Annotated in this window: 26 protein-coding genes; 17 read left to right on the top strand and 9 right to left on the bottom strand. The window is 63.7% G+C overall.

Annotated elements, in window-relative coordinates; translation table 11 throughout:
* Together ACV4UY_RS00960 and ACV4UY_RS00955 are read left to right on the top strand one after the other, a co-directional pair.
* A partial coding sequence (locus ACV4UY_RS00960; protein ID WP_491605797.1) for a response regulator occupies nt 1-3,886 on the top strand: 3,886 nt, incomplete at its 5' end.
* Nucleotides 3,887-3,899: 13 nt separating this feature from the next.
* Entirely contained in the window at nt 3,900-4,958 is a 1,059-nt protein-coding gene (locus tag ACV4UY_RS00955; protein WP_491605796.1) for an HD-GYP domain-containing protein, read from the top strand.
* A gap of 99 nt (nt 4,959-5,057) precedes the next feature.
* Here the strand turns inward: ACV4UY_RS00955 and hpf are convergent, their stop codons facing one another.
* The 7 genes from hpf to ACV4UY_RS00920 form a co-directional block, all read right to left on the bottom strand.
* Nucleotides 5,058-5,363, bottom strand: coding sequence for a ribosome hibernation-promoting factor, HPF/YfiA family (gene hpf / locus ACV4UY_RS00950; RefSeq protein ID WP_420904202.1), 306 nt, complete (start codon nt 5,361-5,363; stop codon nt 5,058-5,060).
* A 46-nt stretch (nt 5,364-5,409) separates the two neighbouring features.
* Nucleotides 5,410-5,619 (bottom strand): hypothetical protein, encoded by a 210-nt coding sequence (locus tag ACV4UY_RS00945; RefSeq protein ID WP_491605795.1) that lies wholly within the window; start codon nt 5,617-5,619, stop codon nt 5,410-5,412.
* 47 nt (nt 5,620-5,666) lie between these two features.
* Nucleotides 5,667-6,545, bottom strand: a complete 879-nt coding sequence (gene hisG, locus ACV4UY_RS00940) for an ATP phosphoribosyltransferase (RefSeq protein WP_491605794.1) — start codon at nt 6,543-6,545, stop codon at nt 5,667-5,669.
* A gap of 22 nt (nt 6,546-6,567) precedes the next feature.
* On the bottom strand, nt 6,568-7,254 hold the full coding sequence (locus ACV4UY_RS00935) for a phosphoglycolate phosphatase (protein ID WP_491605793.1): 687 nt from the start codon (nt 7,252-7,254) through the stop codon (nt 6,568-6,570).
* Nucleotides 7,251-7,781 carry a hypoxanthine phosphoribosyltransferase gene (hpt, locus tag ACV4UY_RS00930; RefSeq protein ID WP_491605792.1) on the bottom strand — a complete coding sequence of 177 codons (531 nt, stop codon included), beginning with the start codon at nt 7,779-7,781 and terminating at the stop codon, nt 7,251-7,253. Before hpt ends, ACV4UY_RS00935 begins: the two co-directional genes overlap by 4 nt.
* Entirely contained in the window at nt 7,778-8,419 is a 642-nt protein-coding gene (metW, locus tag ACV4UY_RS00925) for a methionine biosynthesis protein MetW (protein WP_491605791.1), read from the bottom strand. The genes hpt and metW overlap by 4 nt, the downstream gene beginning before the upstream one ends.
* A gap of 93 nt (nt 8,420-8,512) precedes the next feature.
* Nucleotides 8,513-10,609 (bottom strand): carbon starvation CstA family protein, encoded by a 2,097-nt coding sequence (locus ACV4UY_RS00920; RefSeq protein ID WP_491605790.1) that lies wholly within the window; start codon nt 10,607-10,609, stop codon nt 8,513-8,515.
* 553 nt (nt 10,610-11,162) lie between these two features.
* On the opposite strand from ACV4UY_RS00920, the gene ACV4UY_RS00915 reads away from it, so the two are divergent.
* Together ACV4UY_RS00915 and ACV4UY_RS00910 are read left to right on the top strand one after the other, a co-directional pair.
* The gene (locus tag ACV4UY_RS00915) at nt 11,163-12,308 is read left to right on the top strand and encodes a KamA family radical SAM protein (protein ID WP_491605789.1); all 1,146 of its coding nucleotides are present in this window, start codon (nt 11,163-11,165) and stop codon (nt 12,306-12,308) included.
* Nucleotides 12,302-13,324: a D-alanine--D-alanine ligase family protein gene (locus ACV4UY_RS00910; RefSeq protein WP_491605788.1), complete on the top strand. Its 1,023-nt coding sequence runs from the start codon at nt 12,302-12,304 to the stop codon at nt 13,322-13,324. The genes ACV4UY_RS00915 and ACV4UY_RS00910 overlap by 7 nt, the downstream gene beginning before the upstream one ends.
* Nucleotides 13,325-13,359: 35 nt before the next feature.
* Here ACV4UY_RS00910 and ACV4UY_RS00905 read toward each other — a convergent pair whose 3' ends face one another.
* Entirely contained in the window at nt 13,360-13,494 is a 135-nt protein-coding gene (locus tag ACV4UY_RS00905) for a hypothetical protein (RefSeq protein WP_420904212.1), read from the bottom strand.
* A gap of 212 nt (nt 13,495-13,706) precedes the next feature.
* Between ACV4UY_RS00905 and ACV4UY_RS00900 the strand changes: the two genes are divergently transcribed.
* Nucleotides 13,707-13,901: a hypothetical protein gene (locus ACV4UY_RS00900; protein WP_491605787.1), complete on the top strand. Its 195-nt coding sequence runs from the start codon at nt 13,707-13,709 to the stop codon at nt 13,899-13,901.
* 67 nt (nt 13,902-13,968) lie between these two features.
* Here ACV4UY_RS00900 and ACV4UY_RS00895 read toward each other — a convergent pair whose 3' ends face one another.
* Nucleotides 13,969-14,784: a hypothetical protein gene (locus ACV4UY_RS00895; protein ID WP_491605786.1), complete on the bottom strand. Its 816-nt coding sequence runs from the start codon at nt 14,782-14,784 to the stop codon at nt 13,969-13,971.
* A 198-nt stretch (nt 14,785-14,982) separates the two neighbouring features.
* On the opposite strand from ACV4UY_RS00895, the gene ACV4UY_RS00890 reads away from it, so the two are divergent.
* The 12 genes from ACV4UY_RS00890 to ACV4UY_RS00835 form a co-directional block, all read left to right on the top strand.
* Complete coding sequence (locus tag ACV4UY_RS00890) at nt 14,983-15,717, top strand: outer membrane lipoprotein-sorting protein (protein WP_491605785.1); 735 nt, start codon at nt 14,983-14,985, stop codon at nt 15,715-15,717.
* A 90-nt stretch (nt 15,718-15,807) separates the two neighbouring features.
* On the top strand, nt 15,808-16,026 hold the full coding sequence (gene infA / locus ACV4UY_RS00885) for a translation initiation factor IF-1 (RefSeq protein ID WP_420904216.1): 219 nt from the start codon (nt 15,808-15,810) through the stop codon (nt 16,024-16,026).
* 62 nt (nt 16,027-16,088) lie between these two features.
* On the top strand, nt 16,089-18,005 hold the full coding sequence (locus ACV4UY_RS00880; RefSeq protein WP_491605784.1) for a DNA gyrase/topoisomerase IV subunit B: 1,917 nt from the start codon (nt 16,089-16,091) through the stop codon (nt 18,003-18,005).
* A 209-nt stretch (nt 18,006-18,214) separates the two neighbouring features.
* A complete protein-coding gene (locus ACV4UY_RS00875) occupies nt 18,215-19,528 on the top strand; it encodes a TolC family outer membrane protein (RefSeq protein WP_491605783.1) in 1,314 nt (437 codons plus the stop codon).
* A 351-nt stretch (nt 19,529-19,879) separates the two neighbouring features.
* Nucleotides 19,880-20,104 (top strand): NifU family protein, encoded by a 225-nt coding sequence (locus tag ACV4UY_RS00870; protein WP_420904261.1) that lies wholly within the window; start codon nt 19,880-19,882, stop codon nt 20,102-20,104.
* A gap of 8 nt (nt 20,105-20,112) precedes the next feature.
* A complete protein-coding gene (ampD, locus tag ACV4UY_RS00865) occupies nt 20,113-20,673 on the top strand; it encodes a 1,6-anhydro-N-acetylmuramyl-L-alanine amidase AmpD (RefSeq protein ID WP_491605919.1) in 561 nt (186 codons plus the stop codon).
* A gap of 41 nt (nt 20,674-20,714) precedes the next feature.
* Nucleotides 20,715-22,181: a UDP-N-acetylmuramate--L-alanine ligase gene (locus ACV4UY_RS00860; protein ID WP_491605782.1), complete on the top strand. Its 1,467-nt coding sequence runs from the start codon at nt 20,715-20,717 to the stop codon at nt 22,179-22,181.
* Between the two features lie 27 nt (nt 22,182-22,208).
* Entirely contained in the window at nt 22,209-22,772 is a 564-nt protein-coding gene (locus ACV4UY_RS00855; protein WP_491605781.1) for a YqgE/AlgH family protein, read from the top strand.
* A gap of 41 nt (nt 22,773-22,813) precedes the next feature.
* The gene (gene trpE / locus ACV4UY_RS00850; protein ID WP_491605780.1) at nt 22,814-24,304 is read left to right on the top strand and encodes an anthranilate synthase component I; all 1,491 of its coding nucleotides are present in this window, start codon (nt 22,814-22,816) and stop codon (nt 24,302-24,304) included.
* A 6-nt stretch (nt 24,305-24,310) separates the two neighbouring features.
* Entirely contained in the window at nt 24,311-24,874 is a 564-nt protein-coding gene (locus ACV4UY_RS00845; protein WP_491605779.1) for an anthranilate synthase component II, read from the top strand.
* Nucleotides 24,875-24,880: 6 nt separating this feature from the next.
* A complete protein-coding gene (gene trpD / locus ACV4UY_RS00840) occupies nt 24,881-25,894 on the top strand; it encodes an anthranilate phosphoribosyltransferase (protein WP_491605778.1) in 1,014 nt (337 codons plus the stop codon).
* 31 nt (nt 25,895-25,925) lie between these two features.
* Nucleotides 25,926-26,585: indole-3-glycerol phosphate synthase TrpC (locus ACV4UY_RS00835; protein WP_491605777.1), on the top strand; the 660-nt coding region annotated here is incomplete at its 3' end.

Here is a 26,585-nt window from a genome sequence, read left to right as displayed (position 1 = left end):
ATCGAACAGTGCCGCCCTGCTGTCGTCGCCGATTCCCGTTCGTGGGGGGATGATCGGCTCATCGAACAGTGCCGCCCTGCTGTCGTCGCCGATTCCCGTTCGTGGGGGGATGATCTGCGGGTCTGTTTTGGGCCTGGTCGCCCGGTCGATGCCGGGAACGGGCGGGGTATCGCATCTCGATGGCATCATGAAGCGGTGTCGGACAGGGTTCGAGTCGCTCTCTTTCGGGCTGGAGGGGGTGATGGTTGAGTCGGCGGGAAAACCGGTCGTGCTGATCGTCGATGACGCGGCAGATAATCTGGACGTGCTCAAGGCGGTGTTGACGGAGAGTTGCCAGGTGCGTCTGGCGATCCACGGCGCGCTCGCCCTGCGACTGGCGCGCATGCTGCCACGACCGGATCTGATCCTGTTGGACATCGTGATGCCGGGCATGAGCGGTTTCGAGGTGTGCCGCCAGCTGAAGGCCGATCCAGAGACCGCCGACATTCCGGTCATCTTCGTCACCGCGCGCACTGACGAGGCGGATGAACTCGAGGGGTTGCAACTGGGCGCGGTCGATTATCTGACCAAACCGATCCGACCCGCGATCGTTCTGGCGCGCATCGCCACCCATCTGGCCTTGCGGCGCATGCAAACCCAGATGGAGGAGAAGAACCGTCGTCTGCGGGAGATCAACGAGCAGCTCGACGAAAGCCTGCAAAAACTCTCCGCCTCCGAGGAGCGGTTTCGCGGACTGGTGCAGACCATTCCGGACATCGTTTTCAAGATCGACTCGGACGGCCATTTCACCTTCCTGAACCGGGCGATCGAACGGCTGGGCTATCACCCCTCCGAGCTGATCGGACGCCACTTCACCACGATCATCGACAGCGCGGACGTGCCGTCGGTGAGTCTCGATCGGGTCTTGGACCGCATCGGCGCCGGCACGTTCAATCCGGAACAGAAGGTGTTCGATGAACGCCGCACCGGCACCCGTTTGACCCTCGGGCTGGAATTGCACCTGAAGTCCAAAGTCGGCACCTGCGACGAGGTGTACGAGTTGCGCAACCTCGATCCGCCGAAGGTTCAGGTCGAGGTGAACAGCACCGGCTTGTACGGCGCGGTCGGAGAGGGGAGCGAGGGGCTGACCCGACAGTACATCGGCTCGGTGGGGGTGATCCGGGATGTGACGGAGCGCCAGAAGGTCCAGAAGGCGTTGCTGGAGGAGCGCCTGCTGCTGCGCCAGTTGATCGATACCGTGCCGTTGCCGATTTTCTTCATCGACGGCTCCGGCATGGTGACGTTCGCCAACAACGCCTTTCTCGATTTCATCGGACTCCCCGCCGAGCGGTTGGTGGGTCAGGGGTTGGGCGATCTGTTCCGCTCCGAGGGGGGACGGGAGATCGTCCGTCTGTACGGGGAGTTCCTGGCCGATACCGGGGCCATTCAGGCACGGCGGGAGATCGAATGGGGGGGCGGACACACCTCCATCGGGTGCGTGGAGCTGCGCCTGGCCAAATTCGCCACCTCCAGCGACGATCCGCCGGCGATCATCGGCGTGCTGGTGGATCTGACCGAACTCAAGAGTATCCAGATGCATTTCCTGGATGCCAAGCGTTATGCCGAGGCCATGGCCCGGGCCGCGGAACGGGCCAGTGAGGTCAAGGGAGAGTTTCTGGCCAACATGAGCCATGAGATCCGTACCCCCCTGAATGCCGTGATCGGTTTGACGCAGCTCTGCCTCCAGACCGATCTGACCCCCAGGCAGAGGGATTATCTGGCCACGATCGCCACCAGCGCCGGCAATCTGCTGCATCTGCTCAACGACATTCTCGACTTCTCCCGGATCGAATCCGCCGGGTTGTGCCTGGCCGACGTGGAGTTCGTTTTCACGCAGATCCTGGACGATCTGGTCAACATGAGCGGTCAGGCGCGCAAGAAGGGTGTGGAGTATCTGATCGAGGTGGAGGATGGAATCCCCGCGCGTCTGCGTGGGGATGGGGAGCGCCTGGGTCAGGTGTTGCAGCATCTGGTGGGCAACGCCATCAAGTTCACCGAGCGCGGGGAGGTGCATATCTCCATTGCGCTGGGCGAATCGGGTCCGGAGTGGGTGGAGCTGGTTTTTTCCATTCGCGACAGCGGCATCGGCTTGCCGGAGGATCAGATCGAGGAGATGTTCCGGGAGTTCTCCCAGGGGGATGGATCGAGCCGACGCAAATACGGTGGCGCGGGTTTGGGATTGGCGATTGCCAAGCGGTTGGTGGCGATGATGGCGGGTCGGATCAGCGTGGAGAGCACGCCAGGGGTGGGAAGCTGTTTTCGGTTCACGGCCCGTTTTGCCACGGTGGGCGGACGGGGACGCCTCGGGGATGGGGCGGGGGTGGTGCAGAGGGATGCCGGCGTGCTGATCGTGGAGGATCACCCCGTGGCGGGACGGATTCTGGCTGGCATGGTGGCGCGGTTGGGGTATCGCCCCATCGTCGCAACCGATCCGGGCGCGGCCCTGGAGCGGTTGCGCGTGGCCGAACGCGAATCCGAATCCGTGGACATGGTGCTGATGGATGGGGATCTGGTCGGCCTGAAGGGCTTCGAGGGGGTCCGGGAGATCCGCGATCTGCCGGGCTTGAGACGGTTGCCGAAAATCATTGTGTTGGCCGGGCCTGGTGAGGGGATTCTGTTATCCGCGCAAGGCGATCCGGAAGGGTGCCCGGACGGATTCTTGAGCAAGCCGATTCTCCTGGATCCCTTGCGCACCTGTCTGGCGCGCTGGATCGGGGATGGTCCGGCTGCGTCAACCTTGGAGCGGGAAGGGGCTGGCATGCGGGAGCGACTCGCGGGATTGCGCGTGCTGTTGGTGGAGGATGATCCCATCAACCAGGAGGTGGGGCGGGAGCTGTTGAGCGACGCCGGGATTCGGGTCGCGTTGGCCGGCGATGGCGCCGAGGCGGTGGCCCGCGTCGAGGGGCAGACCTTCGATGTGGTGTTGATGGATATGCTCATGCCGGTCGTGGATGGGTGCGAGGCGACCCGTTTGATCCGCAACCGGCTGGGAAACCGGAACCTGCCGATCATCGCCATGACCGCCAGCGCGCTCCCTCAGGATCGCCAGCGTTGTCTGGATGCGGGCATGAACGATCATTTGAGCAAACCGGTGGTGCCGAACGAACTGTGGGCCATGCTGGCCAGGTGGAGCGGGCGGGGCGAGGCGGTCGTTTCCGGGACGGCGACCTCTGCCGCCACCGTGCCCGTCAACCCGGATGCGGGGATCGGGTTGACCTCCTGTCGGGAGATCGACGTGGCCGTGGGCATGCGGAATGTCGGCGGGCGGGTGACCACCTATCGGAGCGTGCTCGGCAAGTATCTGAAGAATCAGGCGGATGCCTGCGCGCGGCTGGCACGCTTCTGGACCGAGGCGAATTACGGGGAGATGGAACGTCTGGCCCACACCCTCAAGGGGAGTTCGGCGCTGATCGGCGCTCATCCGGTGGCCGAACTGGCCAAACGGTTGGAGTCGATGGCCAAGGCCCCGCATGAGGCGCTGGGATTGCCAGGGCTTCTGGAGGAGACCGGGCGGGAGCTGGGCTTCCTGGCCGGGCTGATTCGGGCCGGCCTGGGTCAGGAGGAGGATCTGCCGGTGGAGGCCGGTGACGAGACCGATGCCGGACGGATTCCGGAGGCGTTGGTCGGGTTGATGCGCGAGGCCGACGAGTTGCTGCGTGCTTTCGACGCATCGGTGGAGCAGGTGGTGGAGAACATGCTTCCCCTGGTGCGCGGCATGGCGCGCAAGGAGCGGATCCGGGGGTTGCGGCAGTGCCTGGCCGATTACGATTTCGACGGGTGTCTCGAACGGCTGCGGCACTGGGCGGATGAGGAGCGGGTGACGCTGCACCCCCTGGACGATTCGTGAGGGAGGGACGGAGATGATCGAAGCGGATACGTCGCCGAAAAAACGGTTGTTGATCGTCGATGACACGCTCGAGAACATCGACTTGTTGAAGGAGATCCTCGCCCCCCACTATCGGTTGCAGGTGGCCACCGGTGGACGTTTGGCGATCCGGGTGGCTCTCTCCTCGACCCCGCCGGACCTGATCCTACTGGACATCATGATGCCGGATCTGGACGGCTACGAGACCTGCCAGATCCTGAAGGCGGATCCGCGCACCAGGGACATTCCGATCCTGTTCGTGACCGCGAAATCCCAGGTGGCCGACGAGATTCGTGGTTTCGAGTTGGGCGCGGCGGATTATCTGATCAAGCCGGTCTCCTCGCCGAAGGTGCTGGCCAGGGTGCGCACCCACCTGGCGCTTCACGATCAACGGCGCCTGCTCGCCGATGAGGTGACACGACGCACCACCCAGCTCGAACAGCGCAATCGCGAACTGGAGGAGACCCGCATCGAGGTGATCCGGCAGTTGGGTCGCGCTTCGGACTACCGTGACAACGAGACCGGCATGCATGTGATGCGCGTGGGGGGCTTCACCCGGCTTTTGGCCATCAATGCGGGGCTGTGCGAGGCCGAGGCGGATCGGATGCAACTGGCGGCCCCGCTGCACGATGTCGGCAAGATCGGCATTCCCGATGAGATCCTGTTGAAGAACGGCAAACTCACCCCGGAGGAGTTCGAGGTGATCAAACGCCATCCGGAGATCGGTTTCAAGATCATCGGCGAGCAGAAGTCGGACGTTCTTCATCTGGGCGCCGAGGTGGCCCTGACCCACCACGAGAAATGGGACGGATCCGGCTATCCACGCGGTTTGCTCGGGGAGGGGATTCCGTTGTCCGGGCGGATCGTCGCCCTGGCCGATGTCTACGACGCCTTGACCTCGATCCGGCCCTACAAGCGCTCCTGGAGCGTGGATGACGCTCTGGCTCTCATCCGCAAGGAGGCGGGGGGTCATTTCGATCCGAATCTGGCGGGGTTGTTTCTGGAACTGCGTCCGGAGGTCGAAGAGGTGATGCGGCGGTATCGGGACGAGTGAGGCGGGGTTGTCGGGACGGGTGATGCGGCGTGATCGGGACGGGTGAGGCGGGGCATCCCGACCCCGGGAGATGTGGCGCGGGGTCGGGATGGTGTGGTGTTACCGGTGACTCTTCTTGCTTTTTTCCGCGTGGGTCAGCAACTCCTCGGTGAGCGTGTCGAGGGTTTCGTTGACCGCCGCGAGCACGGTCGAGGACTCCTTGGTGGCGGAGATGGTTTTGCCGGCCACGTTGACCACGGTCTTGACCGAGGCGCGCTGTTCGTTGTTGTGCGCCTTGCGCTCCACGGAGATGCGGCCATGGGTCAAGGGCCCGAAGCGTTGATCCAGATTGTCGAAATACTTCTGGATGCGATCACGCAATTCGTCGCCGATCTCAACCTGACGGCCTTCAATTTTGACTTCCATCGATTAGAACCCCTTTCTGATTGATGAAATCCGACACGACTGGCATTCAATCGTCCAGCGCGCGACGGCGCGCCCTGGCGCGGGCCAGGGCCAACCGACGTTCCGACTCGCGGGTGCGAACCGGGATCGGAACAAGTGTCGGCATCGAACGGAGAAAACGCGACAGCGCGTAGATCACTCCGGTCATGATGCCCAAGATCCCGAGGAGCAGAACCATCGAGGGGGTGTCACCGGTCCATGTCTGGGTTGGCGGCATTGGCGGAACTCCTGGGATAAAAGGATTGAACCTGTTGTTGGAAAGTATCATACCACCTTTTTGAGGTCATATTCCAGTATGCCGACGGCCCCGGCCTGTTTGAGGCGCCAGATCAGGTCGCGCACCTGGGAGCGATCGACCACGGTCTCCACCGCCTGCCAGGCCGGATCGGAGAGGGGGTTGACGGTTGGGGATTGCAGGCTGGGCAGAATGGCCAGCACTTCTGCCGAACGGGCCACCGGGACGTTCATTTTCAGCACCGCCTTGTGACGGGCGGTGAGGGCGGCGTTGAGCAGCAGGGTGATCTGATCGATCTTGGATTTTTTCCAGCCATCGCGCACCGCGTCGTGATTGGCGATGATCATGGTGCGGGTTTCCAGGAGATCCTCGACGATGCGCAGGCCGTGGGCCCGGATGGTGGAGCCGGTTTCGGTGATTTCGACCGCCGCGTCCACCAGTCCTTCGACCACCTTGGCCTCGGTGGCCCCCCACGAGAAGATCACATCGGCCTCGACGCCCCGTTGCTGGAGATGACGCCGGGTGAACCCTTCGAGTTCGGTGGCGACCCGTTTGCCTTGCAGATCCTCCACCCGTTTGATTTCGGAGTCCTGACGGACGATCAGCACCCAGCGGCAGGGACGGTTGGAGCTTTTGGAGTACTCCAGCGCGCCGATCTGGGCCACCTTCTGTTCGCACTCCCACTCCAGGATCCAGTCGAGTCCGGTCAGCCCCATGTCGAGGGTGCCGTCGGCCACGTAGCGGGCCATCTCCTGGGGGCGGACCAGCGAGCAGACGATTTCCGGATCGTCGATGCTGGGGAAATAGTTGCGCGAGCTGGTGGAGATGTGCCATCCCGCCTGGGCGAACAGTTCGATGGTGGCCTGTTCCAGGCTCCCCTTGGGCAGGCCGAGCTTGAGTCGTGTCATGATGCGAAAGATCCCTGAATCCCTAGGATGATTGAAGAAACTCCGGCAGTTGGCCGAAGCGGTCCACGACGCGGTCGGGATGGAGCGAGCGCACATCCTCACCGCGATTGTAGCCATGCGAGCAGAGGATCACCGGCAGTCCCGCGCGGCGCGCGGCGGTGAGATCGGTCTCCGAATCGCCGATCATGATGCCCTGTTCCAGGGCGACGTTCAACCGTTCCAGTGCGTGCAGCAGCGGGGTGGGATCCGGTTTGCGCGTGGGCAGGGTGTCGCCACCGATCACCACGGGAAAGAAGCGGGCCAGATCGAGTTGCTCGAGCATTTTCCGGGAGAAGCGTTCCGGTTTGTTGGTGACCACCGCCAGGGCGAAGCCGCGTCCGGCCAGTTCGGCGAGCACCTCGGGGACTTCCGGGTAGGGTCGCGAGTGGTCGGTGAGGTGTTCGGCGTAGTGGTCGAGAAAGGCTCGCACCGCGGCTTCGAACGCCGGGTCGTTTTCCGGGGCATCGGCGGTTTCGTCGTCCAGGAGTCCCCGCGCCAGCAGGGCCCGCGCGCCGTGTCCCACCAGATGGCGCACTTTTTCCAGCGGCAGGGGATCCCGGCCCTTGAGTGTCAGGACGTGGTTCATCGCCCGCCACAGATCGGGGGCCGAATCGACCAAGGTGCCGTCCAGATCGAACAGCAGGGCCTGTCCTGGAAGCGGAGGGGTCATGAGGCGCGCAGATGGCCCACGAAGGGCAACTCCCGGAACATCTGGTCGTAATCGATGCCAAAGCCGACCACGAAGAGGTTCGGGATTTCGAAGCCGATGAAATCGGCCTGCATGGGAACCCGGCGGCGTGCCGGTTTGTCGAGGAGCACGCAGGTCAGCACTTCGTCGGCCCCTTTGTCGCGCAGATGGTTGCTGGCCATCAGCAGGGTGTTGCCGGAGTCGAGGATGTCATCGACGAGCAGCACCTGGCGTCCGGTGGGATCGATGGAGAGATCCATGCGGGTGGTGATCCGGCCCGAGGTGACGGTGCCGGAGCCGTAGGAGGAGAGCACCATGAAATCGAGGATGAGGGGTTTGCCGAGGCGGGCCAGGGCGCGGGTGAGATCCGCGCCGAAGACGAAGGCGCCGTTCATGAGGGTGACCAGCAGCACATCCTCGCGCAGGCGCGGCGCGATCTCCTCGGCCAGTTGCGCGATGCGCGCGCGGATCATCTCTTCGGAGAGCAGGATTTCGATCGGGGGTCTCATCGGCTGTTGCGCTCCAGGAGGTAGACCGCCACCGGTGCCAGCCAGTTGGCCGTGGCCCCGGGCAGCATCCATTGGGAGAGCGGATTCTGGATGGTGCGGCGGACCGGGTGTTTGCCAGAGGCCAGGGGGAGTCTTTTCAGGATGTTGATATCCAGTTCGGCGCAGAGATCCTCGAAATCGAGGATGGTGCAGAGGTGGATGTAGGGGGTGTTGTGCCAGCGATAGGGGAGCATGCGGGTGCGCGGCATGCGACCCGCCAGCAGCAATCCCAGCCGCACCCGCCAGTAGCCGAAGTTGGGGAAGGAGACGATGATCTTCTTGCCGACCCGGAGCATCTCCTTGAGGACGTATTCCGGGCGGTGGACCGCCTGGAGGGTGTGGGAGAGGATGACGTAATCGAAGGAGTCGTCGTGGTGATCGTTCAGTCCCTGGTCGATGTCCCCCTGGTAGACCGGCAGGCCGCGGGCGATGCAGGCATGGACCCCCTCGTGGGAGATCTCCACGCCGAAGCCGCGGGCGTGTTTGCGGCGGATCAGGTGTTCGAGCAACAGGCCGTCCCCGCAGCCCAGATCGAGCACGCGCGCGCCTTCGCTCACCAGGTCGGCGATGACGGCTTGATCGATGCGCAGTTTATGCAACGCGGGGCCTCATGTTCGGTGTGGAAAGCCATGTGGATGGCATGGCCATTTTCTTCCATGTGCGAGGAGTTTACGTCCAACGCCCCCCTCGCGTCAACAACATCGCGTGACCGGATTGCAGACCGTGGAGGGTGGTTCGTCCTCTTTGGCGGTGACGTGGGGATTTTGGAGCGCCTGGCGGCAGGCGAGCACCCCGAAGACCAGCATGGTGGCCACGATGCTCATGAAAAAGAGCGCCAGGATGGCATCCAGCCGGTCGTTGGCCACGATGCGGGCGAGTTGTTCCAGGGTTTTGGCGGGTGCGATCACCTGGTTCTGGTCGAGGGCCTGTTGGTACGTGTCGGCATGGGCCAGGAAGCCGATCTTGACGTTCGGGGAGAAGACCTTTTGGAAGCTGGCGGTCATGGTGGAGATCACCAGCCAGGTGGCGGGAATGATCGTGACCCAGGCCAGTCGCTCCCGTTTGAGTTTGAAGAGGATCACCGTGGCGACGATCATGGCGCAGCCGGCCAGCATCTGGTTGGAGATGCCGAAGAGCGGCCACAGGCTGTTGATGCCGCCGAAGGGGTCGATCACCCCCTGATGGAGGATGTATCCCCAGGCGCTCACCACGATGGTGGTGGCGACGATGCTCGACAACCAGGAGGAGGTGCGGGCCAGGGGTTTGAAGATCACCCCGAACATGTCCTGCACCATGAAGCGGCAGGCGCGGGTGCCGGTATCCACGGCGGTGAGGATGAAGAGCGCCTCGAAGAGGATGGCGAAGTGGTACCAGAAGGCCATCCACCCCTGTCCGCCGAACAGAGACAGCAGTTGCGCCATGCCGACCGCGAGGGTCGGCGCGCCGCCGGTTCGGGACAAAAGCGACTGTTCGCCCACGTCGCGGGTGATCTGGGCGATCATCTCCGGGGTGACCACGAAGCCCCACCCCTGGATCACCGTGACCGCCGAGTCGATCGAGCCGCCGAGCACGGCCCCGGGGGAGTTCATGGCGAAGTAGATGCCCGGTTCCAGGATCGACGCGGCGCACAGGGCCATGATGGCCACGAACGACTCCATCAGCATCCCGCCGTAGCCGATGAAACGGGCATCCCCTTCGCTGGCGATCATTTTGGGCGTGGTGCCCGAGGCGATCAGCGAGTGGAATCCCGAACAGGCCCCGCAGGCGATGGTGATGAACAGAAACGGGAACAGATCGCCGCTCCAGACCGGTCCGGTGCCATCGATGAAGCGGGTGGTGGCGGGCATTTTCAACTCTGGCGCGGCCAGCAGCACGCAGATGGCCAGCAGCACGATGGTGCCGATCTTGAGGAACGTGGAGAGGTAATCCCGTGGGCAGAGCATCATCCACACCGGCATGATGGATGCCAGGGCGCCATAGGTGATCAATCCGGCGGTCACCTGGGGTCCGGTGAGGGTGAACAGGGGGGCGAGGGTGGGGTGGCTGGCCACCTTGCCGCCGGCGATGATCGCCAGGATCAGCAGCACCGCGCCGATGGCCGACACCTCGCCGACGCGACCGGGGCGGAGTTTTTTCATGTACACCCCCATGAAGAGGGCGATCGGGATGGTCATGGTGACGGTGAAGACCGACCAGGGGCTTTCCGCCATCGCCTTGACCACGATCAGACTGAGCACGGCCAGCAGAATGGTCATGATGCCGAAGATGCCGATCATGGCGATGGTGCCTGGAATCGGACCCATCTCCGAGCGGATGATCTCCCCCAGGGAGCGTCCGGTGCGGCGCATGGAGAACGACAGGATCAGAAAATCCTGCACCGCGCCGGCCACCACCACGCCGATGAGGATCCAGAGCATGCCCGGCAGGTAGCCCATCTGGGCGGCGAGCACCGGTCCCACCAGCGGTCCGGCACCGGCGATGGCCGCGAAGTGGTGTCCGTAGAGGACGATGCGGTTGGTGGGCACGAAATCCTTGTTGTCGTTATGCCGGACTGCCGGGGTGGGGCGATCCGGATCGAGTTTCAGGACGGTTTTTTCGATGAACAGGGCGTAGAAACGGTAGGCCAGGGCGTAGATGCAGAGTGCCGCGATGACCAGCCAGGTGGCGTTGACCGTCTCTCCGCGGGCCAGGGCGATGCTGGCGAAGGCCGTGGCGCCGAGGGTGGCGATTCCGGCGAAGAGGAGTTTTTGCGGGAGGGGGGTGGAGGGGAGGGTGGCGGTTGGGTTCATGGGGCTCAAGCCTGGCGAGTGGTGAGGGCGACGGGATGGGTTGATCGTTCCCGGCGGGGTGGGGCGGAGCCCCGCGACGTTGGTCTTGATTTCTTGTTTCTTGTTTGGAGGCCCGTATTTCTGGCCATGTACTCTGGAATGTTTCGCAAAAGGCGCGAAACGTTCCAGAGGCGAAGGCGGCGCGCAGCGTTTTTCACAAAAAACGTGAAAAACGTTTTTTTGTAGAGCGCGCTAAAGTCAAAAACAGAATCAGAATGGCGAATTGAATCAAAAATACGTCAAAGTCAAACAGGCACGTCAAAGTCAAACAGGCACGTCAAAGTCAAACAAATACGTCAAAGTCAAACAAATACGTCAAAGTCAAACAAATACGTCAAAGTCAGAACCAACACCTCGGAGGCTCTGCCTCCGAACCTCCACCGGGGACCTTTGGCCCCCGGTTTTCCGCGACAGTGGAGACACGCACGACCGCACCTTTCCATTGGCTCGGGATTTCATTAAACTTTTTGTCCTCTTTTTTGTCAAGTCCGACCTGGCATCGGGATCAAGTGACGTGTCCGAATGGTTCATCAATCAAAACCGTACCAGCTTCCAGAAACGGTTCTTTCCGGAATCCACCCGCTCCATGTGGTCCGATTGGCGCTGGCAACTGCGCCATCGCTTCCGGAATCCCACCGCCCTGGCGCGGGTTTTGCGCCTCTCCGGCTCGGAACGAACCGCCCTCGACCATGCCACGAACGGGCCACCCTGGGCGATCACCCCCTATTACGCCGCCTTGATGAACCCGGATGATCCATCCCATCCCCTGCGCCGCACCCTGGTTCCTACCCTGGCGGAAAACATCCCCACACCGGGCGAATCGAACGATCCCCTCGACGAAACCACCGCCATCGTCGCCCCCAACCTCATCCGCCGCCATGAAGATCGCGTCGTGCTGCTGGCCACCGATCTCTGCGCCGGCTACTGCCGCTACTGCACCCGCTCACGCCTGGTGGGCAACGGCGTCCGCACCGATTGGCAACCAGCCCTGGCCTACATCGCCACCCATCCGGAGATCCGCGACGTGCTGATCTCGGGCGGCGACCCCCTGCTGCTCGCCACCCGCGTACTGGAACGACTGCTGACCAGCTTGCGCGCCATTCCCCACGTCGAACTGATCCGCATCGGCTCGCGCATGCCGCTCCTGGTGCCCATGCGCATCACCCGCAAACTGGTCGCCATGCTCAAACGCCACCATCCCCTCGGCTTGAGCCTCCACGCCACCCACCCGGATGAATTGACCCCGGAAGCCGGACAGGCCCTGGAACGCCTGGCCGACGCCGGCATCCTGCTGGCCGGACAGACCGTGCTCCTGGCCGGCATCAACGACGATCTGGAAACCCTGCGCACCCTGATGCGCGGACTGGTACGCCATCGGGTGCGCCCTTACTACCTCTATCAGTGCGACCCGATCTCCGGCTCCGGCCACTTCCGCGTGCCGGTATCACGCGGCCTGACCCTCATGGAAGGGTTGGTGGGCCACCTGAGCGGCTATGCCGTGCCACGCTACGTGATCGACGCGCCCGGCGGGGGCGGCAAGATCCCCATCGCGTCAGCCACCCTGGTGGGACGGGAGGGGAATGACCTGCTGATCAAGAATCATCTGGGTCGGATCTGCCGCTACCCGGATCCGGAATTGCAAGGAGAACATCCATGCTGATCGGCCTGGTGTACGATCTGCGCGATGCGTATCGAAATCTTGGCTGGGACGAAGAGCATCTGGCCGAGTTCGATCAACCCGAAACCATCGAGGCCCTGTGCCGGGCCTTGGAGTCCGGCGGCCACCGGGTGGAACGGATCGGCCATGGTCGGGCGCTGGCCGAACGGTTGGTGGCCGGACAACGCTGGGATCTGGTGTTCAACATCGCCGAGGGGATGGGCGGACGCGGGCGCGAGGCCCAGGTGCCGGGATTGCTGGAGCTGTATGGTCAGCCGTATCTTTTCTCCGACCCGGTGACCCTCGGCGTGACCCTCGACAAGGGATTGGCCAAACGTCTGGTGCGCGATGCCGGCTGGCCCACCGCGCCGTTCGTGCTGCTGGAGGAGACGCGTGACCTGGAATGGATCGGGATCGCCGGTCCCCTGTTTCTCAAACCGGTGGCCGAAGGGAGCGGCAAGGGGTGCGATTCAGGGTCGCGCGTTTGCGATGCCGATGCGTTGGCGCGGGTGTTCGAGGGGTTGAGAACGCGATTCGATCAGCCGGTGCTGGCGGAAAGCCATCTGCCGGGACGGGAGTTCACGGTGGCGATCGTGGGCAATGGTTCGGCGATCCGCCTGGCCCTGGTGGCCGAGATCCTGTTCGAAACGGATGGGGATGACGGGGTGTACGCCTTTGCCACCAAGGAGGAGGGGGCGACGCGGGTGCGCTATCGGCTGGTGGAGGATGCCGAGGCCAGGCAGGCTCTGGAGGCGGCTCTGGGGATCTATCGGTTGTTGGGGTGTCGCGATGCCGGACGGCTGGATTTTCGCTCCGATGGCGGGGGATGTCCCCATTTTTTGGAAATCAACCCCCTGGCCGGTCTCCATCCGAACCACTCCGGATTCCCGCGCATGGCCGCCCAGCACGGCTGGTCCTACGACCGACTGATCCTGACCATGCTCGAAGCGGGCCTGGAACGGTTGAGAATCCAGGATTCGGCAGCGAAAAAAAGCCTCCGGAGACCTCCGGAGGCTTGATTCGATCGATCCGCCTGGCAGGCCGGGGGAATGGGTCAGCGACCTTTGGATGCTCCACGCGGGGGCATGGCCGGCTTGGCGGCGGGTTTGGCCGCGGGCTTGGGAGCCGGTCTGGCGGCTGGCGGCTTGGCGGCGGTGGGTTTGGCGCTGGGGGTTTTCGAAACGGCCATGCATTCCTCCTGGAAAAGACAAGGGGTTGTCGATGGCACTTGATTATAATCCAATCCTGGCTTGCGGCAATCAAAAAATGCATCCGTGCCACCAACGGATCCGATCGGGTGCGGGCGGGTCCGGAGCGGCATGAGTATTGCGTGACCCTCTCCATGGGTGGGTCCGCGTGGATTCGCCACCACTGCTCTTCAAAGAGGGAAGGAGACGGAACATGTCCAGATCGACGGGATCCCGGACGCCGGAGTCGTTGGCGCGGGTCGGGACCTTTTATGTGGCCACGCGCGCCGATTGGCAGGCGTGGTTGGATGCCAATGGCGCCGAGACGCGCGAAAGCACCGTGGTCGTGAAACGGGGGGTGCGCGGCTGGACCCCGGAGCGCGGCAAGGTGGCGGCACGCCTGGGTTGAACGCCTGCCATGCCCCCACCCTGGAATCGGGGTCGGCGCCGGGTGGGGGCGGTTGTGTCGTGGGTGATTATTGCTGCAAGGGCGTGGTCGAACGTCGGGCGGTCAGAATGCTCTCGCGACGCGCGCGCGCGGCCATGGCGGCTTCGGTCTCCGGAATCGGCATTTGTAGCGTCTCCTTGACGTGCGGCAGCTTTTCCGGGTTCGGATAACGGGCGCGACAGGCGGTCATGAGGGTTTCGACGACGGTGAGAATCTCGTCGGCGTTGGGCGGGGGCTCGCCGTAGACCCAGATCTCCTGCCGGTGGTTGTAGGTGAATTTGTCCACCGAGCCGGTGTAGGGGCCGCCAAGGGGATCATCCGGGCTCTTGCGGTAGGTGTAGACCCGCACGATGGACGAGCGCGGGTGAAAGCCGACGATCATCTCCGAGTTGGTCAGGCTCTCCCGAACGTAGCACCCATCACGCAGACGAAACGAAATCACCCCGCGGGTCAACTCGTCCAGGTTTTGCAGACAGCCGCTGTTTTGCAGTTCACGGCGCAGATGACGGCAAAGACGGCGGATGTCGTTGGCCGGGTAGAAGCGGCGGATGCGTCGGAAACGCAGGCATGAGCAGGTGAGTTGATAAAGGTTGACTCGATAGCTCAAATGGATCAGCCTTTGACTGTCCACGCGCATGATCTTGTCGTGTTCGGCGGGCAACTGGGGCAGGAGCAGCGAGGGGCAGTAGGGAATGGATTCGAGGATGTGCCGTTTGCGTTGCATGGGCACGATGATGAAATAATGGATGCTCCAGGAGATCAGGCCGATCAGGAGCAGCCCGGCCAGCCAGACCAGCACGGAATGATCGGAGACGGCGTGAGTTTGCGCGGTGATGGTGCTCATGAGGCGTGGGTCGCATCCTCTTTCTGTGGATTGAATTTTGTCAATTGTGGGATACATTAACATCGGTTGAGCGGTGACACCATGGTTGGGATGCGTTTTTTTTCCGGAAGAGTCGGGAAATTGGTTTCACGGTTGACGGGTGATTGTGAATCGCGCTCATCGGAGCGCGCCTGCCCCGGCAGGCGCACTTCGGGGTGGATGGCACGGGTCGGGCTGGTGGGATTGTGCGTCTGGTCTCTTGTGCTGCCGCTGTGGGCCATGGATGCCGTCGAGATCCTTAAAACCATGGATCGGGCCATGCATGCCGTATCCCACGAAAGCTTCAATCGCCTCACCTTCGAGTTGCCCAACGGTCGTCAGCGTCTCGTGACGCTCTACACCGCCAAGGCGAGCGGTCGGCGCGCTCTGATGGTGGTGGTGTCACCTGAGGAGTTGCGTGGGCGGGCGGTGTTGAAGGTGGGGGACGAGACGTGGCTGCACATGCCCGGCGAACTCGAAACCCGCAAGACCACCCTGTTGCAGTCGGTGGTGGGCGGGGTGTTCAACAATGCCGATTTCCTGCTCGGGGACTTTTCCGAGGAGTATCGTCCCACCCTGGACACCGAGGACGATGCCCACTGGAAATTGACGCTCCATCCCCTGCATCCGGGCACGCCGCATGCGCGGGTGAACTTGACGGTGGACAAAAAAAGTCGCCTGCCCGTCGAATTGACCCAGTACGACGCGGGCGGGGGATTGCTCAAGACGATCCGCTTTCTGGAGCCACGCGAACTGGATGGCGATCATCGGGCCCCCATGCTGCTCGAGACCGCCAGCGGTCTGAATCAGGCCTATCGCTCCTCGTTGCGGGTCGGGCGCATCGAGGGACGGGAGTTTCCCGCCAATGTCTTCACGCGGGAATTTTTGCCCGGAGCCGGACAGTTGATGAAATGATCACCCGGTTTGGTGCTTGACAGAAGTCAGACATCTCTTTAATGTATTCTGCTTCCAATCCGTTCGGGTCTTGTCGTGGGAGTGTGAATATTGAGTAAGGAAGATGTCATCGAAATGGAAGGGACGGTCATGGAGAACCTTCCCAACGCCATGTTTCGCGTCGAACTGGAGAACCAGCACAAGCTCTTGTGCCACATCTCCGGACGCATGAGAAAACACTACATCCGCATCCTTCCGGGTGACAAGGTGACGGTGCAGCTGACCCCGTATGATCTCACCAAGGGTCGCATCTCCTATCGACACAAGTAGTCCTTTCTCTCGGATGAGCCTCACTCCCACATGACGGGATGGCGGGCGGGATCCAATCCATCATGAGCTATAACGCTTCCCAGATCGAAGTCCTCGAAGGGCTGGAGGGGGTTCGTCGGCGTCCGGGGATGTACATCGGCGGCACCGACGAGTCGGCCCTGCATCATCTGGTGGTGGAGTTGCTCGACAACGCCACCGACGAGGCTTCGTCCGGTCACGCCAATCGCATCCAGGTGATCTTGCGCAAGGATGGCGCGGTGTCGGTTTGGGACAACGGGCGTGGCATTCCGGTCGATCCCCTGCCGCGTTATCCGGACCGTTCCGCCCTGGAAGTGATCATGACCACCCTGCACGCGGGTGGGAAATTCCACGACAAGGCCTATGAAACCGCCGGCGGTTTGAATGGCGTGGGCGTGTCGGTGGTGAACGCCCTCTCCGCCTGGACCGAAGTAGTGGTGGATCGCGACGGTCATCGCTGGCGCCAGCGTTTCGAACGCGGCGTGGCGGCATCTCCCCTGGAACAGCTCGAGGCCACCCGCCGGCGCGGCACGCTGGTGACCTTTCTGCCGGATGGCGACATCTTTCCCCTGACCCGCTTCGATCCGACCCGTCTTTTGGAGATGTGTCGCGCCAAGGCCTATCTCAACCGTGGCCTGACCGTCACCCTGCGCGACGAGACCCAGGATGCCGAGCACGTCTTCTCCTATCCGGACGGGATGCGGGATTTCGTGCGCGAGTTGATCCCCGAGGAGCGGCGCGTCATCGCCGATCCGTTTGCCGGGATGCTGGAGCGTTTCGGCGAGGATGGCCGCGGACGGATGGAGTGGGCGCTGGTCTGGACCCCCGAGGAGCGCGGGGTCATCCTCTCCTACTGCAACACCATCCCCACTCGCGAGGGCGGGGTGCATGAAAGCGGTCTGCGTGCCGCGCTCTTCAAGAGCGTGCGCGAGTTCGCCGAGGCGCGCAACCTGATCCCCAAGGGGGTGGAGTTCGCTCCCGAGGATGTACTCGATGGACTCAACGGCGTCCTGTCGCTGTTCATCCCCAACCCGGAGTTCGCCGGACAGACCAAGGACCGGCTCACCAACCACGGTGTGACCCGCCGGGTGGAAGCGGTGATCAAGGACAGCCTCGATCACTGGCTGCACGGCGCGCCGGAGCGGGCCGGAAGCCTGGTGGAGCTGGTGGTCGATCGGGCCCGTGAGCGGCTCAACCGCAAGAAATCCATGGCCCGGGTGACCCGGAAAAGCGTCACCACCCGTCTGACCCTGCCGGGCAAGCTCACGGATTGCATCTCCTCGGATACCACCGCCACCGAGCTGTTCATCGTCGAGGGGGATTCGGCGGGCGGATCGGCCAAGCAGGCCCGCGACCGCCATACCCAGGCGGTGTTGCCGTTGCGTGGCAAGATCCTGAACGTGGAACAGGCCAATCTGGAGAAGTTCGAGGCCAACGTCGAGATCAAGAACCTGATCACCGCCATCGGCGCGGGCAGCGGACGGGCCTTCGAGCTGGAAAAGGTCCGTTATGGTCGGGTGATCATCATGACCGACGCGGATGTGGATGGCGCCCACATCGCCAGCCTGCTCCTGACCTTCTTCTATCGGCACATGACCCCCCTGGTGCATGGCGGGCGGCTGTTTCTGGCCCAGCCGCCGCTCTATCGCGTCAGCGTCGGCGCCGAAACCCGCTATGCCCTGGATGATGCCGCCAAGGAGGCGATGGTGGCCGCGATCATCCGCAAGAAGGCCAACGCCAAGGTGGAGATTTCACGCTTCAAGGGGTTGGGCGAGATGGATCCGGCGCAGCTGCGCGAGACCACCATGGCGCCAGCCAGCCGTCATCTGCTCAGGGTGGTGGTGGATGACGCCGATGCCACCCATGACGCCCTGGATCGCCTGATGGGCAAGCGACCGGCGGAAAGGTTCCGATTCATTCAGGAAAAGGCCCCCTTCGCGCGGGATCATCTGGACATTTGAGCGCGGATCGACCTATGTTACCGTTACCGTGGTCGCGTATCGCGGTCGGGCCCGCTTGTGGCATCGTTGGCCCCAGGTTTGCTTGGAATCGCATCGACTGAAAGAATCTTCCGGGACAGACGTTCCCAGGGGTTGAATCGCTCTCGAGAAAATAGGGGATTTCAGACGTGTTTGGCGTTCTAAAGCGTGTTATCGGCATCGGATCCCTCGTGATCGGCCTGTCGGGCCTGGCCTGGGCGGATGCGGACAAAACCGATCCGTTCGTCACTTCCATCGACGCGGCCCTGCGCAAGAACCCTCGCGCCACCGCCGCCGCCGCCCAGCTCAAGGCCGCCCTGGAACGGCTGCCCCAGAGCCAGGCGGCGCTGCTGCCCACCATCGACCTGAACGCTTCCAAGGGACACAGCCGTCTCGATTGGAGGGACGGTGCCGCGAGCACGGATCCGGATGTCGTCGGACTCTCGCTGACTCAGGTGCTTTTCAACCAAAAGGCGCTGGTGGCCATGCGTCAGACCAAGCCCTACATCGCCTCTTTCGAGCGCGATGCCCAGGCGGCGGTGCAGGGGGTGTTCCTGGAAGCCTCTTCGGTGATCGTGGAGGTGTTGCAGGCCACCGAGGTGGTGCGTTTGGCCAAGAACAACCGCGAGGTGTTGAAACAACACCTGGAGGCGACCCGCTCCCGGTTCCGGGTCGGCGAGATCACCCGCACCGACGTGAGTTGGGCGGAGTCGCGTCTGGCGAGCGCCGAGGCCAATCTGGTCCGTTCCGAGAACACCCTGGCCCTGGCCCGGACCCGTTTCGTCGAGGTGGTCGGCATGCCGGTGCCGGAGGGATTGCATCTGCCCGGTTTTCGGGAAAAACTTGAGGAGCTTTCCCAGGTGGAGATGCGTCTGCGCTCTGCCGAACGTCCGGATCTGGTGGCTGCCACCTTGCGTTTGAAGGTGTCCGAAGAGGATGTGGCGATGAAGCGGGCCGGTCACATGCCGTCGGTGGCCCTGTCGGCGCGGGCGAGCCGAACCTGGGGCGAGGAGACTTCGGGTACGGTGGATCCGTTGAACAAATACAGCGTCGATCTGGGGGTGACGTTGCCGCTTTACGCGGGTGGCATGATCGTCTCCCAGACCGCCGAGGCCGAGGCCCGCAAGGAGGCCCAGGCCGCGGATCTGGAACGGATGCGCTTGCAGGTCGAGCGCGAGGTGGAGTCGGCGCTGCTCGATCTCAAGAGCGCCCGGGCCGCCAATCAGGCCCTGGAGAGTGGATTGAAGGCCGCCAACGACGCCCTGGACGGCGTGGAGCGGGAGTATCGCGTCGGTACGCGCACGGCGTTGGATCTGCTGGACGCCCGCAACGAGGCCTTTTCGGCCCAGACCGAACTGGCCAAGGGACGGTTCGCGCTGGTGTTGGCCGGTTTCAAGCTGTTGTACGCCACCGGCGGGTTGAATCTCGATGCCCTGCTGCCGGCGGTGAACGCCGTGCAGCCGGTCGCCCCCTTGAAGGAGCAGCTCAAGGAGTCGCGTCCGTAACTGAGCATGATGGGAGGTGAGGGGTGATTCTGGGTGATTGTTCAGGCCCCCCACTGTTGCAGGACGGGGGACCGTAAGCTCCCCGGCAGAGGTTCGGAGACGGAGTCTCCGAGGTTTGGCCTTTGACTTTGGCCTTTGGCTTTTAAGCGCGCTTTTTGCGAAAAAACGCTGCGCGCTGCCTGGGCTGCGGCATCGTTTGGCGTCTTTGGCGAAACGATGCCGCGAACATGGCCCGGAATCAGGCCGCCGAAGACACGCGTCTTCCGCGAGCCATTCGCCTCCTCCATGGCCCTGGCGGGCAACGGAGGGGGCACATATTGACTTGTGAACGAATCGGAGTTGGCCGTGGATATCCTTGAAAAAGTTCAGAATGTATTGGATGAGGTCCGTCCCATGTTGCAGCGGGACGGTGGGGATGTGGAGTTGGTGGAGATCACCGCCGACAACATCGTCAACGTCCGGCTGCGTGGGGCCTGCGGCACCTGTCCTGGCGCGATCATGACCTTGAAGGGCGGTATCGAGCGGCTCATGAAACAGCGGGTGCCCGAAGTGGTCGCCGTGGAGAGCGTCCGCTGACCGCCGCGCTGGTGCGTTACCTGCCCTCTCCCCACGCCGACGCGCGTCCCGAGGGGATGCGGATCGATCTGTTGGTGGTGCATGCCATCAGTCTGCCCCCTGGCGCGTTCGGGGGTCCGTTCGTGGACGATCTCTTTCTGGGGCGACTGGATCCCGAGGCCCATCCCTATTTTCGCCAGTTGGCCGGATTGCGCGTTTCCGCCCACTTCCTGATCGATCGTCTCGGTCAACTGACCCAGTATGTCCCGGTTCTGCTTCGGGCCTGGCATGCCGGCAAGAGCAGCTGGCTGGGTCGGGAGGCCTGCAACGATTTCTCCGTGGGCGTGGAGCTGGAAGGGGTGGAACATGGTCGGTTCACCCCCGAACAATACAGCTGTCTGGCCGGGCTGGCCCGTACCCTGATGGTCCGTCTGCCCGGCATCACGCCGGAGCGGATCGTCGGGCATCGCGACATTGCCCCGGAGCGCAAATGGGATCCGGGTTCCGGGTTCGATTGGGAACATTTTCGCGCCCTGCTGCGCTGGGCGCGGCCCGAGGAGCCGGATCCCCTGGTCTGGGATGCCGGTTAGCCACCCGTCAATCCTGGGTTCATGAAGAGTCTTTTAAGATCATGCTCAAGCATCTGCACATCATCGGCATTTGTGGTACGGCCATGGCGGGCATCGCCGCCCTGGCGCGGGAGGCGGGTTGGCGCGTCACCGGTTCGGATGCCGGGGTCTATCCGCCGATGAGCGATTTTCTGGCTGGTTTGGCCATCCCGGTGGCCGAGGGGTTTGGCGCCGGGAATCTCATCCCGGCCCCGGATCTGGTGGTGGTCGGCAACGCCATCTCGCGCGGCAATCCGGAACTCGAGGCCCTGCTGGATTCGGGATTGCCCTACGTGTCGGGTCCGGAGTGGTTGCAGACCCATGTGTTGCAGGGACGCCATCCGGTGGTGGTGACCGGCACCCACGGCAAGACCACCACCACCAGCCTCATGGCGCGGGTGTGGGAGGAGGCCGGCTGGGGACCGGGTTTTCTGATCGGCGGCATTCCGCTGGATTTCGGTTTTGGCGCCCGTGCTCCGCAAGGGCCCTGGATCGTGATCGAGGGGGATGAGTACGATACCGCCTTCTGGGATAAGCGTCCGAAGTTCCTGCATTATCGTCCAAAAACCTTGATCTTGCACAATCTCGAATACGACCACGCGGACATCTATCCCGATCTGGAGGCGATTCGCACGCAGTTTCGTCTGTTGTTGCGCACCGTGCCTGCCTCGGGCCTGGTGCTCGCCAACGGCGACGATCCGGAGATCGAGGCACTGCTCACCCATGTCCATTCACGGGTGATCCGCTATGGTCTGGATGAGTCTCGAACCGCGGGACTCCCGGAGGACGGGCCGCAGGCCGGGGGTGAGGGGGAGGATCCTCCATCGCGTCAATTCACGGCGCGCCTCGACCAGGCGGATGGCCGGGTCTGGACCGTGGCTCGGGACGGGGAGGCGTTGTTCACCGTGACCTGGAACCAGACCGGGCGTCACAACGTGATGAACGGCCTGGCGGTGGCCGCTGCGGCCCTCTCCCACGGCATGGATCCGGCGCGGGTTCGGGATGGGCTGTCGGCCTTTCGCGGCGTGGCCAGACGGCTGCAACAGCGGTTTGAAATTCAGGGTGTGACGGTTTATGATGATTTCGCCCACCACCCCACGGCCATCGCCACCACCCTGCGCGGTCTGCGCGCCAGCGTCGGCGGCGATCGCATCTGGGTGATCCTGGAGCCCCGGTCCAACACCATGCGCCGGCGGGTGCATCAGGAACGGCTGGCAGCCGCCTTCGAGGCGGCGGATCGGGTGATTCTGGCCCGTCCGGCGGCGCGGGGACTGCCTGCGGAGGAACTTCTGGACGTCGATTCGATCGTGGCGACCATCAACCGGGAGAGGCCGTTGTCCGGGCACGAACCGCGCGCCCTGGTGGTCGATGGCGCCGCCGAAACCGTGGCGTTTCTGACCGGGCGGGTGCTTCCCGGCGATCGGCTGGTGGTGATGAGCAATGGCGGTTTTGATGGGATTCACGAGCGGTTGAGAAGTCTGTTGTCTTGACGTTTCCGCACGAGAGGGTATGCCGCGATGAAACAGGTGGGGAGTCTGGCCGGCAAGTTCCTGATCGCCATGCCCGGCCTCCGCGATGCCCATTTCGAGCGAAGCGTCCTGTTCATCTGCTCGCACACCAGCGATGGAGCCTTGGGGTTGGTGATCAATCAACCCCATCCGGTCTCGATGCGCGAGATCATGCAACAGCTGGGGCTGACCTGGCAGCGCCACGACCATCCCCCCAGTGTGTTCCAGGGGGGGCCGGTGGCCCTGGATCGGGGGTTCATCCTCTACGAACGCACCCTGGACTGTCCCGGCTGCATCGAGGTGGAAAAAGGGCTCTATCTCGGCACCAATCCGGATATCCTGCGCCATCTGGCCGAGGATGCCGGAGGACGGTTCCTGTTGGCGCTGGGCTACTCCGGCTGGTCGGGCGGACAACTGGAGGACGAACTCAAGTCCAATGCCTGGCTGGTGAGCGCGCCGAATCGCGCGGTGCTGTTCGAGGCCCCGCCGCTGGAACGCTGGCATGTGGCCTTGCGGGGTTTGGGCATCGATCCGGCCATGCTGGCCGATCCGGGCGCCCATTTGATCAACTGATCCTTCCATCGACAATCCATCCGGCCTGAGTCTGGGGTGGCATGATGCATCCTTCCTTGCAACAGTTTCGTACCCTGGTCGGACAGGGCAACCTGATTCCGGTCTATCGGGAGATCATGGCCGACCTCGACACCCCGGTCTCCGCCTTCATGAAGGTGGCCGGCGACCAGAGCCATGCCTTCCTGCTGGAGTCGGTGCAGGGGGGCGAGAAGTGGGGCCGCTACAGCATGATCGGCCTGGATCCCATGGCCATCTTCACGGTGAACGACAACCGGGTGGAGCTTCTGGACCGGCGCGACGGCTCGAAGGTGGTGGAGGAGGGCAATCCGGTCGAGATCCTCAAGAACCTCATGGGACGCTTCCGTCCCGTGGCGGTCGAGGGACTGCCCCGGTTTCACGGCGGCGCGGTGGGGTTCTTCTCCTACGACATGGTGCGCTGCTTCGAGCGCATCCCGGATGGCAATCCGAACGTGCTCGGCTGTCCGGACGCCCAGTTCATGCTCACCGACCTGACACTGATTTTCGATAATCTGTTTGGCAAGCTCAAGGTGGTGGTGAATGTCCTGGTGGGGCCGGAGGATGACCCGGACGCCCTCTATCTGCGCGCCGCGTCGCGCATCGAGGCGGTGGTGGAACGGCTGCGCGCCGGGGAACGGCGTCCGCCGTTCTCGCCCCCCGGACGACCGGTGAGCGAGGCCGATTTCGTTCACGAAACCGAACGGGAGACCTTCGAGGCGTCGGTGCGCAAGGCCAAGGAGTACATCCTGGCCGGCGACATCTTCCAGGTGGTGCTTTCGCACCGCCTGTCGATCCCCTTCGACCACCCGCCGATCGCCCTCTATCGGGCGTTGCGGGCCACCAATCCCTCGCCGTATCTCTATTTTTTGAAGATGGGGGATTTCGCCATCGTCGGATCGAGTCCCGAGATCCTGGTGCGTCAGGAGGGGGAGATCGCCACGGTGCGCCCCATCGCCGGCACCCGGCGGCGCGGGGTGGATGCGGCCCAGGATCTGGCGTTGGAGCAGGAACTGCTCGCCGATCCCAAGGAGATCGCCGAGCATATCATGCTGGTGGATCTGGGGCGCAACGATCTGGGGCGGGTGGCGGTGAACGGCACGGTGAAGGTGACCGAACGGTTCGTGGTGGAGCGCTACTCCCATGTGATGCACATCGTTTCCAACGTCGAGGCGCGGCTGAAACCGGGTCTGGACGCCTTCGACCTGGTGGCGGCCACCTTCCCGGCGGGCACGGTGAGCGGCGCGCCGAAGATTCGCGCCATGGAGATCATCGACGAGCTGGAGGTGTCGCGACGCGGCCCCTATGCCGGTGCGGTGGGGTACATCTCCTTTTCCGGCAACATGGATCTGGCGATCACCCTGCGCACCGCGATCATCAAGGATGGTCGGCTCTATGTGCAGGCCGGGGCCGGGATCGTGGCCGATTCGACCCCGGAGCGGGAGTACGAGGAGACCCGCGAGAAGGCGCGTGCCGTGTTGCGGGCCGTGGATCTGGTCCAGCGAGGGTTGGAGTGAGCCGCCATGCTGCTACTCATCGACAATTACGACTCCTTCACTTACAACCTGGCCCAATACTTCGGCGAGTTGGGGGTGGAGGTGCGGGTGGTCCGCAACGATGCCCTGACCGTGGACGAGATCGAGGCCATGGCTCCGGATCAACTGGTGATCTCGCCGGGTCCGGGCAATCCGGATCAGGCCGGGATCACCCTCGAGGTGATCCGGCGGTTGGGCGGACGGATCCCTCTGCTCGGGGTGTGTCTGGGGCATCAGGCGATCGGGCAGGCGTATGGGGGGCTGGTGGTGCGCGCGCCCCATCTGATGCACGGCAAGACCTCGATGATCCAGCACGACGGAACCGGGGTGTTCCGGGAGTTGCCGCTGCCGTTCCGCGCCACGCGCTACCATTCGCTGGTGGTGGCGCGGGATTCGATTCCCGACTGTCTGCGGGTCACCGCCTGGACCGACGACGGTCTGGTGATGGGGTTGCGTCATCGCCATCTGCCGGTCGAGGGGGTGCAGTTCCATCCGGAGTCGATCCTGACCGAACACGGTCACGCGATGCTGGCCAATTTTCTGAAAGGTTGACGTGCCATGGAGATCCGTGAGCTGCTTGGTCGCGTGGTGACCGGCGTCGATCTGACCCAGGACGAGGCGCGTTGGATGATGGAGCGCATCATGTCCGGGGAGATGACCCCGGCGCAGATCGGCGCCTATCTGACCGCCTTGCGCATGAAGGGCGAGACGGTCGAGGAGATCGCCGGTTCGGCGTTGACCATGCGCGCCAAGGCGACGCGGGTGACCGCTTCGGGCACGGTGATCGACACCTGCGGCACGGGTGGGGACGGGTTGGGCACCTTCAACATCTCCACCACGGTAGCCTTCGTGGTGGCCGCGTGCGGGGTGACGGTGGCCAAGCACGGCAACCGGGCCATCTCCTCCAGGAGCGGTTCGGCGGATCTGCTGTTGGCTCTGGGCGTGCGGATCGACCTGGATCCCGAGGCCGTGGAGCGGTGTCTGGCCGGGGCCGGGATCGGGTTTCTTTTCGCCCCGCGCCATCATGGCGCCATGCGGCATGCCATGGGACCGCGTCAGGAGCTGGGATTCCGCACCCTGTTCAACCTGTTGGGACCGCTCACCAATCCCGCCGGCGCGCCGAATCAACTGCTGGGGGTGTTCGACGCCCGTTGGGTGGAACCGGTGGCGCGCGCGCTGGGCCGGCTCGGTTCGCGTCATGCCCTGGTGGTGCATGGTCACGATGGGCTCGATGAGATCACCACCACCGGTCCGACCCGGGTAGCCGAGTGGACGCCGGATGGCCGGTTGGAACCGCATACGTGGCATCCTGAGAGCTTCGGCATCCCGCTTGCCAGTCCCGCCGATCTGGCCGGCGGGGATGCGGATTTCAATGCCGCGATCACGCGCGGGATTCTGGCTGGGGAACCCGGTCCGCGTCGCGACATCGTGTTGTTGAACGCGGGCGCCGCGCTGCTGGTCGCCGGTGTCGTGACGGATCTGCCAGCCGGGATCGCCCAGGCCGCCTGGGCCGTGGATTCGGGCCAGGCCCGCGAGCGGCTGGAACGGCTGGTTCGCATCTCCAACGCCTGATCATCCCTCTTTTTTGTCAGGACCAGCCCCCATGTCCGAAACCATTCTGGATCGCATCATGGCCCGCAAGCGCGCGGAGGTGGCCAAGGCGCGCGGTCGCATTTCCGAGGCCGGGCTTCTGGCGGAATGTCGCGGCGCGCCGCCCACCCGTGGTTTCGCCCCGGCCTTGATTGCCAAGGCCAGTCAACAGCAGACGGCGGTGATCGCCGAGGTGAAATTGGGTTCGCCCTCCAAGGGACGGATCTTTCCGGTTGGCGTCGCATTCGATCCGGCGGCCATCGCGGCGGGGTATGCCGGGCATGGGGCCTGTTGCATCTCCTGTTTGACGGACCGGGATTTTTTTTTCGGGGATGATGTCTATCTGGGACAAATTCGGGCCAGGATCGGCCTGCCGGTGTTGCGCAAGGATTTTGTTTATGATCCTTATCAGGTGGCCGAGGCGCGTTTTTTGGGCGCGGATGCGATTTTGCTGATCATGGCGGTGTTGGCGATCCCTCAGGCGCGAGAACTCGAAGCTGCGGCTTTCGAGTTGGGGCTGGATGTTTTGATCGAGGTGCACGACGAGGCGGAACTCGAGGCGGCGCATGAACTCAAGAGTCCGCTGTTGGGGATCAACAACCGGGATCTCAAGCGGTTCGTCACCGATCTGGAGACCACCTTCCGGCTGGCCCGGCGGGTGGAGGCCGGGCGT

The sequence above is a fragment of the Candidatus Magnetaquiglobus sp. genome, from assembly GCF_058402785.1.
Note: the sequence above shows the minus strand (reverse complement) of the source record. Positions and strands in the feature narration are given on the sequence as shown.